Source organism: Candidatus Zixiibacteriota bacterium, from assembly GCA_019038695.1.
In the GTDB taxonomy this organism is placed as follows: domain Bacteria; phylum Zixibacteria; class MSB-5A5; order GN15; family FEB-12; genus B120-G9.
On sequence record JAHOYZ010000025.1, the window covers coordinates 53,903 to 68,758 of the forward strand.

At 51.6% G+C, this 14,856-nt stretch carries 13 protein-coding genes; 7 read left to right on the forward strand and 6 right to left on the reverse strand.

The window, feature by feature from the left end; genetic code table 11:
- Positions 1–139: 139 nt before the first annotated feature.
- A complete protein-coding gene (locus KOO62_08825) occupies positions 140–571 on the forward strand; it encodes an NfeD family protein (GenBank protein ID MBU8934099.1) in 432 nt (143 codons plus the stop codon).
- A gap of 14 nt (positions 572–585) precedes the next feature.
- Positions 586–1,554: an SPFH/Band 7/PHB domain protein gene (locus KOO62_08830; protein ID MBU8934100.1), complete on the forward strand. Its 969-nt coding sequence runs from the start codon at positions 586–588 to the stop codon at positions 1,552–1,554.
- A gap of 67 nt (positions 1,555–1,621) precedes the next feature.
- On the opposite strand, the gene KOO62_08835 is transcribed toward KOO62_08830, so the two are convergent.
- Positions 1,622–2,299 (reverse strand): TetR/AcrR family transcriptional regulator, encoded by a 678-nt coding sequence (locus KOO62_08835; protein MBU8934101.1) that lies wholly within the window; start codon positions 2,297–2,299, stop codon positions 1,622–1,624.
- A 150-nt stretch (positions 2,300–2,449) separates the two neighbouring features.
- On the opposite strand from KOO62_08835, the gene KOO62_08840 reads away from it, so the two are divergent.
- The 5 genes from KOO62_08840 to KOO62_08860 all read left to right on the forward strand — a co-directional run bounded on the left by KOO62_08840 (position 2,450) and on the right by KOO62_08860 (position 9,228).
- Positions 2,450–3,658 (forward strand): inositol-3-phosphate synthase, encoded by a 1,209-nt coding sequence (locus KOO62_08840; protein MBU8934102.1) that lies wholly within the window; start codon positions 2,450–2,452, stop codon positions 3,656–3,658.
- 85 nt (positions 3,659–3,743) lie between these two features.
- Positions 3,744–4,397: a dTMP kinase gene (tmk, locus tag KOO62_08845; protein ID MBU8934103.1), complete on the forward strand. Its 654-nt coding sequence runs from the start codon at positions 3,744–3,746 to the stop codon at positions 4,395–4,397.
- Positions 4,375–5,961: a S41 family peptidase gene (locus tag KOO62_08850; GenBank protein ID MBU8934104.1), complete on the forward strand. Its 1,587-nt coding sequence runs from the start codon at positions 4,375–4,377 to the stop codon at positions 5,959–5,961. The genes tmk and KOO62_08850 overlap by 23 nt, the downstream gene beginning before the upstream one ends.
- A 72-nt stretch (positions 5,962–6,033) precedes the next feature.
- Positions 6,034–6,711, forward strand: coding sequence for an MtnX-like HAD-IB family phosphatase (locus tag KOO62_08855; protein ID MBU8934105.1), 678 nt, complete (start codon positions 6,034–6,036; stop codon positions 6,709–6,711).
- A gap of 15 nt (positions 6,712–6,726) precedes the next feature.
- Positions 6,727–9,228 carry an NTP transferase domain-containing protein gene (locus KOO62_08860; protein MBU8934106.1) on the forward strand — a complete coding sequence of 834 codons (2,502 nt, stop codon included), beginning with the start codon at positions 6,727–6,729 and terminating at the stop codon, positions 9,226–9,228.
- Between the two features lie 162 nt (positions 9,229–9,390).
- Here KOO62_08860 and KOO62_08865 read toward each other — a convergent pair whose 3' ends face one another.
- From KOO62_08865 to KOO62_08885, 5 genes are read right to left on the reverse strand one after another with little or no spacing between them, the layout of a single operon-like run.
- Complete coding sequence (locus tag KOO62_08865; GenBank protein MBU8934107.1) at positions 9,391–9,651, reverse strand: DUF3098 domain-containing protein; 261 nt, start codon at positions 9,649–9,651, stop codon at positions 9,391–9,393.
- Between the two features lie 56 nt (positions 9,652–9,707).
- Positions 9,708–10,955: an O-antigen ligase family protein gene (locus KOO62_08870; protein ID MBU8934108.1), complete on the reverse strand. Its 1,248-nt coding sequence runs from the start codon at positions 10,953–10,955 to the stop codon at positions 9,708–9,710.
- On the reverse strand, positions 10,952–11,542 hold the full coding sequence (locus tag KOO62_08875) for an SIS domain-containing protein (protein ID MBU8934109.1): 591 nt from the start codon (positions 11,540–11,542) through the stop codon (positions 10,952–10,954). Before KOO62_08875 ends, KOO62_08870 begins: the two co-directional genes overlap by 4 nt.
- Before the next feature lie 4 nt (positions 11,543–11,546).
- Positions 11,547–14,123, reverse strand: a complete 2,577-nt coding sequence (alaS, locus tag KOO62_08880; protein ID MBU8934110.1) for an alanine--tRNA ligase — start codon at positions 14,121–14,123, stop codon at positions 11,547–11,549.
- 36 nt (positions 14,124–14,159) lie between these two features.
- On the reverse strand, positions 14,160–14,807 hold the full coding sequence (locus KOO62_08885) for a recombination regulator RecX (GenBank protein ID MBU8934111.1): 648 nt from the start codon (positions 14,805–14,807) through the stop codon (positions 14,160–14,162).
- Positions 14,808–14,856: the final 49 nt, after the last annotated feature.

Consider the following 14,856-nt stretch of genomic DNA (forward strand, 5'->3'; position numbering starts at 1 on the left):
CAATGTTGACAGTCAAGCAGATATAGCCTTTCCATCCGAAGTGATTGATTGTCCTGAATAAATCAGACAACTTTCGGTAATATGTATAACTATCCGCACAACGGTTGTGTGAAAGTTATGAAAGTGTAAGGGTAACATCATGTCGACTACTTTTTGGATCTGGATGGCGGCGGCGGTCGTTTTCCTAATTCTCGAACTTATGAGCCCCTCGCTGTTTTTCATCTGCTTTGTGGTTGGTGGGATCGCAGCGGGCATCCTGAGCTATTTCTCGCCCGATGCCTACTACTGGCAGATCGGTCTCTTTATCGTGGTTACGCTGGGTCTCTTGCCTTTGACTAGATCAATCGCCAAGAAAATCACCAAGCCAGCACCGCAAAAAAGCAACGTTGATGCCTTGATCGGCCAGATAGCACTGGTCACCAAGGAGATCGACCCCGATCTGGGTGGCCAGGTACTGATCGGCGGCGAGACCTGGAAAGCACTCGCCGAACAACGTGTCGAACAAGACAGAAAAGTGAAAGTCATTTCGGTAACCGGCGTCCACGTAAAAGTGGAACCGGTAGATCAATAAGAAAGGATACGATCATGAATCCAGTACTGTTATTTCTAGGTGTGGCGGTGGTGTTTTCGTTTGTCATCGTCTCGATGTCGATTCGAATCATCCGCCCGTTCGAACGTGGCCTCGTAGAGCGACTGGGTAAGTTCCAGCGCCTCCTTGAGCCGGGCTTAAACCTGATTGTCCCCTTCTTCGATACGGTAATCAAAATGGACATGCGGGAAGTGGTACTTGACGTTCCCCCTCAAATGGTCATCACCAAAGACAACGTCAATGTGGAAGTGGATGCTGTGGTCTACGCCCAGCTAACCGACCCGGCGAGGGCACGCTACGAGATCGCTAATTATATTCTGGCTGCTACCAAGCTGGCCCAGACCAACCTCAGGAATGTAATCGGCGAGATGGACCTTGATGGCTGCCTGAGTTCGCGCGATGAGATCAATGGTCAACTCCGAGACGTACTTGATCTGGCGACCGACAAATGGGGCGTCAAAGTCAACCGCGTCGAATTACAGCGTATTGATCCGCCGGCCGATATTACTGCGGCAATGAGCCGTCAGATGAAAGCGGAACGTGACAAACGGGCCGCGATTCTTGATGCCGAAGCTACCCGCCAGGCTGAGATCACCAAGGCTGAGGGTAGTCGTCAGGCACAGATACTCGAAGCTGAAGGTTATGCCGAAGGGGTCAAGAGAAAGGCAGACGCCGAGAAGTACCGCCAGATAGAAGTCGCAGCTGGTGAAGGTAAAGCCATCAAGACAGTGTTCCAGGCTATCCATGATGGCCGACCGGACGAGAAACTGATTACTCTCAAGTATCTGGAGATGCTGCCCAAGTTCGCCGAAGGCGATGCCAACAAGATATTCCTGCCCTTCGAAGCAACCGGTATCATGTCGTCGCTGGCGGCTATGGTGGAGATGGTCAAGCCTAACCACCCGACAGGCACAGGGGGAGCAGCACCTTCACCGCCAATTGAGGATGTCGGCGAACAGGTCTAAACGACAATATCGCGTGATGGAATATTGACCGGACACCAAATGGTGTCCGGTTTTTCTTTGGGTCCAATTATGCCTTAATGCCATCAAAGAGAAATGAAATAAGATAGCGCTCGGTCTCCTGTCGCGGCAGTCGGTCTGCCCGAAATGTACTTCGCACGAGCGTCCCCATGACCAGTGAGACAAGTCGTCCGGTCAACTCGATATCGAAATCGCCACGAATCTCCCCCGTCTCCTCGCCGCGGCGAATGATCTCCTCGACATAGTTACTCACATGCCGTTCAAGATCGATACCCTCTAAAGCCACTGCCGAGTGGTCGAGTGCCCGAGTGGCAAATAGATAGAAACGTTCTTCCGCCCGGTATAGCCGGGCATTGACAATCAGTGCTTCATACAGATGAAGCAATTTCTGCTTGACCAACGGCCCCGGCTCGGTTCGTCTGATCTCCGAAAGCAACTGCTTCAAATAATCATCGAAAATCAAAATAGCAAACTCCAGCAGATGGCTCTTGGAGGGAAAATACTGAAAGAACGATCCCTTGCTGATCCCCGCTTCGCGGCAGAACTGATCGACCGACAGCCCATCATAGCCATATTCTCCGAACAACCGAATGGTGGTTTGATATAAACGTTGTTTCTTATCAGAGACTAACCGCCGGAAAGTATCGGTCACCACGCTCTGTTGCACCAACTCTGCTACCGTATTCTCATTAATAGCCGGGACTGTATCTCGCGGTCTGGCTCGCATTGACATACTCCAATATGACTATCTGGTCATTATATATATACTAATTATGTATTTAATAATACGTAAGTCAATTTGAATTTGACACCAAATACAGCGACTTCTATATTTGTACCACTTGAGCTAACACATTCCAGGAATGGAAGGGAAGTAATGGGTAAGATCAGGGTAGCAATAATCGGAGTCGGCAACTGTGCCTCATCGCTGGTACAGGGTGTCGAATTTTATAAGAAGGCCAAGGAAGAGGATCAGGTCCCCGGTCTGATGCATGTGAACCTGGGTGGCTATCACATCCGCGACATCGAGTTCTCGGCTGCCATAGATATTGACAAAAACAAAGTTGGCAAGGATCTGTCTCAGGCCATTTTCACCAAACCGAATAACACGTATGTGTTTTCAAAAGTACCCAAGACAGGTATTACCGTACAGCGCGGAATGACCCACGACGGCCTTGGTCATTATCTCTCTCAGATCATTGAAAAAGCACCCGGGGATACGGTAGACATCGTCAAGCTGTTGAAGGATACTGGTACCGATGTAGTCATCAATTACCTGCCGGTTGGCTCGGAAGAAGCCACCAAGTGGTATGTAGAGCAGATTCTGGAAGCCGGCTGCGGCATGGTCAACTGTATTCCAGTGTTCATTGCTCGCGAGAAGTACTGGCAGAAACGATTCGAGGAGAAGGGCCTGCCGATCATCGGCGACGACATCAAATCGCAAGTTGGCGCCACCATTACGCACCGCGTTCTGACGCGGCTGTTCCTCGATCGCGGTGTTAAGCTCGAACGCACCAGCCAACTCAATGTCGGCGGCAACACCGATTTCCTCAATATGCTTGAGCGCTCTCGCCTGGAGTCTAAAAAGATATCCAAGACCAGCGCTGTAACAAGCATGCTCGACTACGATATCGGCGAAGGGAACATCCATATTGGTCCCTCCGATTATGTCTCCTGGCTCGATGATCGTAAGTGGGCACATATCCGTATGGAAGGTACCACCTTTGGTAATGTCCCGCTCAACTGCGAGATGAAGCTGGAAGTCTGGGACAGCCCGAACTCGGCCGGTGTAGTCATTGATGCCTTGCGCTGTTGTAAGCTGGCGCTCGACAATGGTGTGTCCGGGGCACTGATTGGACCATCTTCATACTTCAAGAAGTCTCCTCCCGTGCAGTATCCTGACGATCAAGCGCACCGGCTAACGGAGGAATTCATCGCCGAGTATGGTTGGAAGCAAGCCAAACCGGCGAAGAAGCGGAAAACTCGGGCTGCGGCCAAGAAACCGACCACCGCTAAGCCAGCCATCAAGAAGACCAAAGCTGCGGCGAAGAAGACTTCGCGTCGCGTAGTTCGGAAGAAAAAATAGTCGATTCGCATCTTTGATTTGACTACGTTACCGGCGATGGAGACAATCCATCGCCGGTTTTTTTGTGGTTTGATAGAAAGGAACTATGCGAGGGAAAACCAGCAGATCTGGTCTGTTCATTACTTTCGAAGGCATCGACGGTTGCGGCAAAACGACCCAGGCAATGCTCACGAGCCAATACTTGGCCGCGCGAGGTCTGGTCGTTACGCTATTGCGCGAACCGGGATCAACAGGTGTCGCCGAACGCATTCGAGAGATTCTTCTGGACCCCGAACTCACAGTCGGAGATACATCCGAGCTACTCCTCTACGAGGCCGCCCGGGCTGAACTCGTCCAGCGTGAGATCGGTCCTGTTCTGCGACGCGGCGAGGTGGTTCTATGTGATCGTTTCTACGACAGCACCACTGCCTATCAGGGTTTCGGCAGGAAACTTGATGTGTCTATGGTCCGACGCTTACACCGAGTGGCGGTGGGAGATATCATTCCCGACCTGACGCTCATTTTTGATTGTGATCTGGATACTGCACAATCCCGCAGAAAAGGCAAGCCAGACCGTTTGGAAGCCCAGTCGCGAGCTTTTTTCAATCGGGTGCGACGCGGCTTCCTTGAAATAGCCCGTAAAGAACGGAGGCGGGTGAAAGTCATTGATGCGAGTCTGTCCGTTGATGCTGTTTTCGCCGAAGTCCAGAAAGTACTAAAGAGAAAACTCAGATCCTATGAATCCCACCTCGCTCGCTGATCGCAAGGCGCTTCTTCTTTCACTGGTCATAATCATCCTGTTAATCCTGTTGTGCGGTGGGATGAGTGCCTACCTAGTGTCAGATCCAACCATGGGGCAGGCGTATGCTCTGATGAGAGCCGCTCAGACTATAGATACCAGACATATTGACGGAACAACCAGTGAACAACTGGTCCGCACTGCTCGGAATGAGATGTTGGACCTGCTCGATCGTTATTCGGGTTACGTCACCGCCGAGGAGTTTGACCAACTCAGGGAAGAAATGACCGGTGCCTATGCCGGGCTGGGAGTTAGTGTTATCAGGCATGACCTAGGTCTTCTGATTGTGTCTGTGCGCCGGGATGGACCTGCCCGCGAAGCCGGCCTCGAGGCGGGTGATATCATACTGGCGGCTGATTCCATTGAGTTGGCTGGTCTCAGGTCCGCTAAATCCACGAAGCTACTGCGCGGAGAAGACAGCACCAGAGTTCTGGTTAGAGTTCTTAAGCCTCTGTCCCAGGACACAATTGAGGTTTCCATCACTCGTGCAGAAATGCCTCTTATCCATGTATCATACGCCGGATTCACTTCCGACTCGGCCATCTATATTCGACTGACCAACTTTGACGCCGGGGCCAGTGAACAGCTGAAGGCAGCAATTGACTCACTTCTGGAGCAATCCACTTTTCAACCGACCGGACTGATCCTCGACCTGCGCGGTAATCCCGGGGGACTATTCCGGGAAGCCTGGGAGTCTGCAAACCTGTTTCTTACTGAGGGAGCTTTCGTTGTCGGCACTGACGCTCGTTCGCGATGGAACAGTAATGAAATCCACGCCTTGGGTCCGGACATCACAGGCGACCTCCCGCTAGTCCTGCTCGTAGACCGTGGTTCGGCCTCATCGTCGGAAATCCTTGCCGGGGCTTTGCAACAAGCTGATCGAGCCTGGCTGGTGGGCGACACAACTTTCGGAAAAGGGCTGGTACAAGGGTTTGTGACCTTCCCCGATGGCGACGGTCTGCGCCTGACTATCTCACGGTTCTACTTCGATAACGATGTCTATATCAACGAATTCGATACGGCTCTCAGTGAAATCGGTCATGGTCTCCCACCCGACTATCTTTTCGATTTCCCGGAGCGCGGCGAGTATGTTCGGGCTGTTGAGTACTCGCTGCTACTGCACCAGTTTGCTCGACTTCACCAACAGGATATCGTCTCCTCGCGGGGAGACGATCAGGCAACATCGGCATTGATTGACAGCCTGGAGAGCTTCATGAACCTTGAGGGGTTTGTGTTCGTATCCTCTCGTAGAGAAGAGCTAAGCGACATGCTTCACGCAGCACGGTCAGACAGCTGCACAAAAGCAACCGATCGTGTCATCAGCGAAGCTCTCGAATTATCAGTGAGAGAGGATTCCAACCTGCTACGCCTCAATGCAGCCTATCTCACAATGCGATTGCAGGAGATTGCATGGGAACAGACATACGGCACTTACCGCACTTACCATGAAATCACAGTTCCTCAGCGAGCGGATATTCGTTATGCGGAATCCCTGTTGCGGGATCTCCTGATTGATAATAGATAAACTACGAACAATGCCAACTGAGTGGGGATCGGTTCTGCTTGGCACCGTCTGGTTGAGGGTGTATTATGCCACATGAATAACACTAAAGTGGCTGTCTTCTGCGACTTTGACGGCACCATTGCTCGCCGGGATGTGGGCTACAGCATCTTCCATCATTTCTCCGGGGGACGTAACGACGAACTGCTCCCGGATTGGAAGGCGGGACGACTTTCGAGTCGAGATTGTCTCCTTAAGGAAGCACAGATGTCTCCCCTGACCAAGGAAAAGCTCTATCGCTATCTTAACCGGTTCGAACTCGACCCTGGCTTCCCACAGTTCGCCCGGAAATGCCAGGAAGCGGGAATTGGGCTGTTCATTCTGTCCGACGGACTCGATCTGTACATTGACTACCTGCTCAGACGCGAGGGTCTCGAACACTTGCCAGTCATAGCCAACCACGGCTATGTCGAGGATAACCGACTGATTATTGAATTCCCGCACACAAATCACAACTGCACCAAGTGCGGGAGCTGTAAGGGGGAGAGAATCCGGGAATACCGCCAAAGCCAAGAGGGGGAATTACAGATCGTGTTTGTCGGAGATGGCTTCTCAGATGCCTGTGCGACGACCGAAGCGGATATACTGTTTGCCAAAAAAGACCTTGAACAGCACTGCCGCATGAACAATATTGATTTCCAGTTGTACGATAACTTTTTTGACGTGTCCGAGTACATGGACAGGACATGTCTTTTTGTCGAGCATAAACTCTGATTCCGGAGCAATTGAATGAAAGCGATCGTCATGGCCGGCGGGTTTGGAACCAGACTCCGTCCACTGACTATTAACCTTCCCAAACCGATGGTTCCCATTGGCAACATCCCAATGATGGAACACGTAGTATCTCTGTTACAGAAGCATGGAATTTCCGACATTACTGCTTTGCTTTATTTTCAGCCGGAGAAGATTCGCGACTATTTCGGCGACGGGTCCAATTTCGGTATCTCTATGCAGTATGTCCAGCCCGATGACGACTATGGTACCGCCGGTGCCGTGCGTTGCGCGCTAAGTAGTGTGACCGAACCGGTGCTGATTATCTCAGGCGACTTGATCACCGACTTTGATCTTACTGCGGCTATAGCCTGGCACGACGAGAAGAAAGCCGATGCGACTATCCTGCTGACCAGAATGGAAAACCCTTTGGCCTATGGAATTGTCATCACCGACGAGGATGGCAGGATCAATCGTTTTCTGGAGAAACCATCCTGGGGAGAGGCATTCTCAGACACAATTAATACCGGCATATATATCCTGGGTCCCTCAGCCATTGAGTTAATCCCGCCGCGAACTAATTTCGATTTTTCCCAGAACCTTTACCCGCTTATGCTGTCCCGGGAAATGGGACTGTATGGGAAAATCATGAAGGGATACTGGAAGGATGTTGGCAATGTCGACGAGTACAAACGGGTACACATCGACTTTTTCAGCGGCAGGCTGGACCTCGACATGAAGAAAACTCCGGAGACCTCCGAGGATAGCATTGTCTATCAGGGGAGCGGTGTCCGAATTGACGAAGATGTAACTATGACCGGACGGGTAGTGCTCGGCAATGATGTGTTTCTTGAATCCGGTGTGAAGCTTCATAATTGCGTTATAGGTCATCGCAATCGTATCGGAACCGGCACCGAAATGAAAAACTGTGTCTTCTGGGCAGATTGTGCAATCGGGGCAGAGAGTAATCTTTCCGGAAGCGTGATCGGCAGTAGTGCCCGGCTGGGACGCAATGTACAACTGATAGATGATGTGATTGTCGCGGACGATACGGTTATCGGCGACGGAGCTACGATTAAGGCCAACTGCAAAATATGGCCCGGCAAGACGGTTGACCCGGGAGCTATTGTTTCTTCATCCTTGGTTTGGGGTGACCGTTGGAACCGGGAACTATTCACGAATTCGAAGATCACCGGCCTGGCTCTTACTGAGATCACGCCGGAGATGACAGTCAAAGTCGGTGCTGCTTTTGGCGCCTTCCTTGGAGCCGGTACGGAAGTTCTAACAAGCCGCGACGCCTCTGATATTTCGCGCCTATTGAAACGTGGTTTAATGTCAGGCCTGCTGGCCTCGGGTGTCGATGTCGCTGACCTGGAAGCCCAGCCTATCCCGGTAGTGCGGTACGGTCTTCGTAGAGGGAATTACGCAGCTGGCATCTTTGTGCGACACAACCCAAACGACTATCGACTTATCGACTGTATCTTTTTCGACGGCTCCGGACTCGACATGCCGACCAGCAAGCTCAAAAAAGTGGAGCGCATGTATTTCGGCGAGGATTTCGAACGGGCCTCGCTGGATAACATCGGTCACCTGGATATGGTGCACCATGTGCTCGAGGATTATCGGGAAGATTTCCTGCGGAATGCCAACATTGAACTGATTAAACAGGTCGGTTTTAAAATCGTGATCGATCACTCCAATGGCTCCTCCAGTCAGGTTTTCCCTGACCTGTTCAGCCAGTTGGGTGTCTCGACCGTGGAATTGAATGCCAATCTTAACCCCCGCAAATTCTCAACTTCACCTGAAGCGTATGCCCAGGCTACCGTTCAACTCTGCTCGATTGTGTCCTCACTTCATGCCGATATCGGCTTCCTGCTTAACCCTGTGGCTGAGAAACTCGCTGTGGTTGATGAGGAAGGCCGCCCGATGGACAGCCAACTCCTGTTACTGGTGATCCTCGATTTATTTCTGCGCACGAGTGAAGCGAGAAAGATTGCGGTGCCGGTCGGCGCCTCAATGGGCGTCGAGGAAATTGCCGATAAGCATAGTGTCGAAGTAGTAAGGGTGGCCAACGACCATCTATCTATGATGGAAATATTCCTGCGCGGCGAAGTTGATTTTGTCGGTGGCACCCGTGGCGGGTTCGTTTTCCCCGGTTTCCAGATGGGTTCTGACGCCATGGTGGCTCTGGTCAAACTGCTGGAGATGATGGCTCATACACGGACTCATCTGGGGGACCTCCGCAAGAAATTCGAACACCTGACCCGAAAGTCAGTATCGATCCCCTGTCCCTGGTCAAAAAAAGGGATGGTCATGCGCAAGCTGATAACCAATTCCGAGAACAAACAACGCCAACTGGTGGATGGCGTCCGTATCCGCGAAGATTCCGGCTGGGTGCTGGTTGTGCCGGACCGCCTGACTGCCGCTTTCGATATCATGGCCGAAAGTCATTCACAGAAGGACACAAACGAACTAATCACCCGTTATCAGAAATTGTTAGAGGAGTGGCAACAGGACTAACGAGCCAGAGCAAAAGTCGATCCCACATCTATCTCGAAAGCTCATATCATTCCCGCACGGACGGAAAAGTACCCACCACTACAGGTTGCTTTTCTATTTTACTGGGGAGTAACCCGCTTCCGTCTCAACAGCAGTAATATCGAGAATGCCAGCTAATCAGCCTTAGGCTTGTGACTGAGATTCTTCTTCACCCATCTCATCTTTAAGCGATGGATCCTTAATGATCAGGGCAATGGGAATCAGAACACAATAGCCAATCACAAGCAACAACGGAGACAGAGTTATTGAACCCTGCCCGAGAGTGATATAGCCCAGGATAATCACCGCCAGAGCAATCGCAAAAACGATATAGTTCCTGGTACCAAAAGGCCATCTCACATCTTTTTGAGTCGGATCGTTTGTCTTTTTATCTTTTGTAGCCATAGTTATCAGCCTCTATAAAGGGGAGTTTATTCTCTCCTGTCAAGGTGTTTTGCTCCTCACGAACCTACCGGAACTTTCTGATTATACCACGCTCCAAGCCCTACCGCCCAAACCAACATCAACATCTCACGTACTTCTTCGTCAGCAAAGGCGGCCTCAGGCACCGATGCCACCAAAAAGACAACTGAGGCTGTCAACGCTGCGGACATGTAGCACCGCAGAGGATTGCCTCCCGGTGGTCCGCGTCGACCCATCCAGAGCTTGGAGAGAATAATGAACCAGAATCCCATATAGAACAACAGAGCCGGGATACCCGCGTTGGCGGCGATATTGATCAGGTCACAGTGAGCGTGGACATGTTTCTTCTTCGGTTCTACGTCAACTGGCAGACCCGTGGCGTAGGCCGCTTGGAAATTATTAAGTCCAACCCCAAATACCGGATTCTCGGCTACCAACCGAAGGGAATTCTTCCAGATGAAGGGACGTCCCATTTCATCCTCGGTGGTTAGTTCGCGTTCGATGTTCCTTTCCAACCTGTCAGCCAGACCTGGTGTGAAAACTACCGTCCCCACTGCGACAACCACAAGACCAACAGCATACGGCCAATATTTTCGCCCTCGGATAACACACCCAAACAGCAATCCTATAATTAGCGCCAGGATTGATCCACGGCTGTAACTGAGCAAAACCGCAGCTCCCGCCAGTACACCTCCGGCGGCAAACAACAGCCGCCGATTGCGACCGAATTCCTGCTCACCGGCCAAACCCAGAACCAGAAGAAACACCGAGGCAACAGCATAATAGTTGCCGTAGGTTAACATATGCGGGAAAGTCCCCCGTGCCAGATAGCCGTAATCCGGTGCGGGAATCAGCGGTTTGGCGCGAAACAAATCCACCCCGGTAATGTGTTGGAATACGCCATACGCGGCGAAGATCAGTACTCCGACCGCAAACGCTGTGACCAGAATACGGCGATAACGATCTGTCGCGCAGACGTATACACCAATCGGGATAGCCAGAAACAGCCATTCCTCCTTAATGGCGATAGCTGACGCAATCGGGGTCGGCCCCACGAAAGCAGAAATAAGTAACCACCCTATGTATCCAGAGATGAACAGATAGAAAAGGCCAAGTGAACCAGCAAAAGGATTTGAAGGCTTCGTTGCCAGAAGCAAGAGAAAACCAGCCAGTGAAAACCCCAGCGTGATCTGGGCCATCGCGATGGAGAATGACGAGCTAACGGAATACAGAACGTAGAACAGGAAAATGAAACCGGGCAAGTACCTTATGAAGGTCTCCTTCATCCGAAAAGATCACTTTCCATAAACTCAACCAGGAGATGGATGATGAAAATATGTTCTTCCTGAATGCGTTGCGTCGAAGGATGCGGAATTATGAGTGCCCGATCAACTATGCTCGCCAGTTTGCCACCCTTGCCGCCCAGAAGGCCGGCCGTGAGAATATTCCCTTCCCGGGCGGTATGCACGGCCTTGATAAGATTGGGAGAATTACCTGAGGTTGAGATTACCAGCAACAGATCACCCTTGTGCCCCAGTCCTTCGATCTGGCGTGAGAAAATGCTGTCATATCCAAAATCATTGGCGGCGGCTGTCATGACCGACGGATCAACACACAACGCTAATGCCGGAAGCGACTGGCGAGCCCGGACCGACGAAAGCCGGACAATCATCTCACCGGCGAAGTGCGACGCATCGGCGGCGGAACCACCATTACCCGCGATCATGATCTTCCCACCGGCACCAAGAACACCGGACATCAATGCCGCCATATCGAGGATTTCCTGTCCCAGCGTTTCCAGAACAGATTTGCGCAGAATGGCAGTCTCGTCGCCAAGCCTCTTCAAATACAGGAGTTTCTCATCCTTGTTCATATGGTCACAATCTCCTCAGGAACTTCTTCATTGATTCAAACAAATCATCGGCAACAGTACCCAGTGCGACAGTCCCCTGAGCAAAATTCGGTTTACCGCCACCACGCCCGTCGTATTGAGGAAGAATCTCTTTTGACATTTTCCCGACATGAACACCGTGCTCTTTGGCAGCACTGCTGCTTGCCGCAGCCATATAAGTTCGTTTACCGCTTACTTCTCCCAAAGCAACGGCCACCGCTGCATCGGAACGATCCTTTTGCTTATCGATCCAGCCGGCCATAATATCGCGATCCGTCGGGCCGAAATCGTGCGTAATCCACACTATCGAACCGACTGTCTCCTTCTCACCGGCTGTCTGTCCACCGCCGGAGAACATCTCGGCCTTGAGCTTCTTGATCTCTTTCTGCTGACGAAGATTGTTCTCGCCAAGCTGTCGAACTCCGTCGAGGGCTTCTATCTCAGGACGACCAACCAATCGGGCCGCCTCCTGCTGGAACGACTTCGCCTCCAGCATATACTTGATTGCTTCCGTTCCTGTTATTGCTTCCAGACGACGTACACCCGAGGCAATGCCAGTCTCCAACGTGATAAGAAACGGTCCGATCTGCGAAACGTGTTCGACGTGTGTTCCGCCGCACAGCTCTTTGGAGAAATCACCAATCGAGACAACACGCACGGTGTCGTCGTACTTCTCGCCAAATAACGCCGTCGCACCCGATGCACGGGCGGCCTCGACATCCATTTCTTCCGTGGCGACAAAAGTACCAAGAAGAATGTTCTGATTGACGATCTGTTCAACCTGCGTGATCTCTTCAGGTGTCATTGGTTGATGATGCGAAAAGTCAAACCGCAGTCGATCCGGGCCGACATAGGAACCTGATTGCTTGATATGATCGCCGAGAACTTGCCGTAATGCCGCCTGGGTTAAATGGGTGGCGGTATGGTTACGCATAATCGCCCAGCGACGGTCCGCGTCGACCTGGACCAAAACCTTGTCTCCCCTTTCAATAGTCCCGGACTTGACTGTTCCGAGTATGGCTATCCCATCTCCGCTCTGAACGGAGCGCTCGACGTCGAAACTAAACTTGCCATCTTCAGAGTAAACCCGTCCCGTGTCACCAATTTGTCCACCCGACTCTACATATAGAGGTGTGTACGTAACGACCAAATACTGTCGACCCGGCTCAGGGTCCAAAGAGCTTTCTCTCACAACCGCTTCAACCGGTTTGTTCAATTTATCGTAGTCAAGTCGAGACCACTGAGATTTTACTTGCAGCACCCTCACGAAATCAACAAACCCCGCAAGCGATGCTCCCGCCTTTGATTGCTCTTTCTGGCGACTCATTGCTTTCTCAAAGCCAGCTTGATTGAGAGTAAAACCCTGTTCGGTGGCCATGATCTCGGTCAAGTCATAGGGGAATCCATACGTATCATATAGCTTGAATACTTCCTCGCCGTCGACTACCGTACTGCCTGTCTTCTTCATCTTTGATGCTACCCGACCAAACAACTCCAACCCGTTGGCAAGGGTACGACCAAATGATTCTTCTTCGGCGCGAATGACATTCTCCACATTAGACTGTTTCTCTTTGATCTCCGGGAAAGCGTCCCCCATCTCGCTCACCAGTGCCGGCACCAGCCGATAGATAAACGGTTGCTCCACCCCAAGAAGTCGCCCATGTCTGGCGGCACGCCTGAGAATACGGCGCAGGACATATCCCTGTCCTTCGTTGGAGATCCCGGCCCCGTCGGCTATGGCAAACGTCAATGCTCGCAGATGATCGGCAACGACCTGATGCGACGTAACGTTATCTTCGTACCTGGCACCGGTAACGTCTGATACAGCCTTGATAAGCTCCTTGAAAAGATCAATGCCGTAGTTGGTGTCAACGTTCTGCATGATTGCCGCGATCCGCTCCAATCCAGCCCCGGTATCTACCGAAGGTTTGGGCAGAGCTACCGTGGTGCCGTCGGCGTGTGTCTCGAACTGCATAAAAACGAGATTCCATATCTCGACAAACCGTTCACCCTCACCGTTGACAACATCCTCCGGCCCGGTACCAAATCGCTCACCGCGATCAAAGTGGATTTCGCTACATGGGCCGTTGGGACCGGTCGGTCCCATCGTCCAGTAATTGTCTTTCTTGCCGAAACGAAGGATGCGGCCATTCTTAAGTTCCGGGGCGATCTTTCCCCACAGGTCAAAAGCATCGTCATCAGTTTTGTAAACTGAAACATATAACCTGTCAATTGGGAGCCCCAAATCCTTAGTGATCCACTCCCAGGCAAAGGCAATCGCTTCTTCTTTGAAGTAATCACCAAAGGAGAAATTACCCAACATCTCAAAGAATGTATGATGGCGCGCAGTGAAGCCGACATTGTCCAGATCGTTGTGTTTACCCCCGGCGCGAATGCATTTTTGCGAACTGACAGCTCGCGAATACGGCACCTTGCGTTGACCGGTGAAAACGTCTTTGAATTGATTCATCCCGGCATTGATAAACAGCAGCGTAGGATCTTCAAAGGGGATGACCGGCGATGAAGGCACCAAACGGTGATTGTTCTTCCTGAAAAATTCCAAGAATGACTGTCTAATTTCTGAGGTCTTTATCTTGTCCTACCTTGTTTCACGATCAATGAGTTCGTCAATGGCCGTTTTGACGGCCCCGTAACTAAAGCCCCGACGTGCCAGATAATTATAGGCCTTGCGTCGGGCCACTTCAAGTTCAAACTTCTCATATTCTCTGCTACGTTGCCGAAGGGCGTCGCCAGCCAGGTCGGATTCTTCGGTTCCACTCAAACAAGCCTCGGCAGCATCTTCGGCAATGGAACGATCAATATATTTCTTCTGAAGATGTGCCACGAGGTATGGTCGACCGCACGGTCGCCGCCGCAACAGGGCCATCCCCAGATTGTACGCGTGTTGCGCATCATCGAGCAGTCCCTGCCGGGTCATCTCGGCTACAACCTCCCCGACCAACTCACGATCAAAATCCTTCCGTCCCAGCTTGAACAACAATTCACGAGTGGCATGTTGTCGCAAGGCCAGAAGACGCATTGCTTCCTGCCGACATTGCCAGTGTTTTGCCTCGGTGATCAGTTGCTCGACCTGCGCAGGCGTTAGAACCGTCCCCTCTACCAGACGATGTCGATAGAGAGCCTCTTCACTAATTCTGAGCGACTCATCCAGACTGGAAAGACTCACCAGAACCTTCCCGCCCTTGTGGATGATTTGATTCAGTATGATTTGATCCGTCTCAGCCAATATTTCCACCTCTTCGAATCAAAATATAACCCGACGGTTATGGCCAAAG

What these genes read in the sequence shown, in the direction of transcription:
- KOO62_08825 (MBU8934099.1), top strand. Translation starts at nt 140, where the DNA reads ATGTCGACTACTTTTTGGATCTGGATGGCGGCGGCGGTCGTTTTCCTA.
- KOO62_08830 (MBU8934100.1), top strand. Translation starts at nt 586, where the DNA reads ATGAATCCAGTACTGTTATTTCTAGGTGTGGCGGTGGTGTTTTCGTTT.
- KOO62_08835 (MBU8934101.1), bottom strand. Translation starts at nt 2,299, where the DNA reads ATGCGAGCCAGACCGCGAGATACAGTCCCGGCTATTAATGAGAATACG.
- KOO62_08840 (MBU8934102.1), top strand. Translation starts at nt 2,450, where the DNA reads ATGGGTAAGATCAGGGTAGCAATAATCGGAGTCGGCAACTGTGCCTCA.
- tmk (MBU8934103.1), top strand. Translation starts at nt 3,744, where the DNA reads ATGCGAGGGAAAACCAGCAGATCTGGTCTGTTCATTACTTTCGAAGGC.
- KOO62_08850 (MBU8934104.1), top strand. Translation starts at nt 4,375, where the DNA reads ATGAATCCCACCTCGCTCGCTGATCGCAAGGCGCTTCTTCTTTCACTG.
- KOO62_08855 (MBU8934105.1), top strand. Translation starts at nt 6,034, where the DNA reads ATGAATAACACTAAAGTGGCTGTCTTCTGCGACTTTGACGGCACCATT.
- KOO62_08860 (MBU8934106.1), top strand. Translation starts at nt 6,727, where the DNA reads ATGAAAGCGATCGTCATGGCCGGCGGGTTTGGAACCAGACTCCGTCCA.
- KOO62_08865 (MBU8934107.1), bottom strand. Translation starts at nt 9,651, where the DNA reads ATGGCTACAAAAGATAAAAAGACAAACGATCCGACTCAAAAAGATGTG.
- KOO62_08870 (MBU8934108.1), bottom strand. Translation starts at nt 10,955, where the DNA reads ATGAAGGAGACCTTCATAAGGTACTTGCCCGGTTTCATTTTCCTGTTC.
- KOO62_08875 (MBU8934109.1), bottom strand. Translation starts at nt 11,542, where the DNA reads ATGAACAAGGATGAGAAACTCCTGTATTTGAAGAGGCTTGGCGACGAG.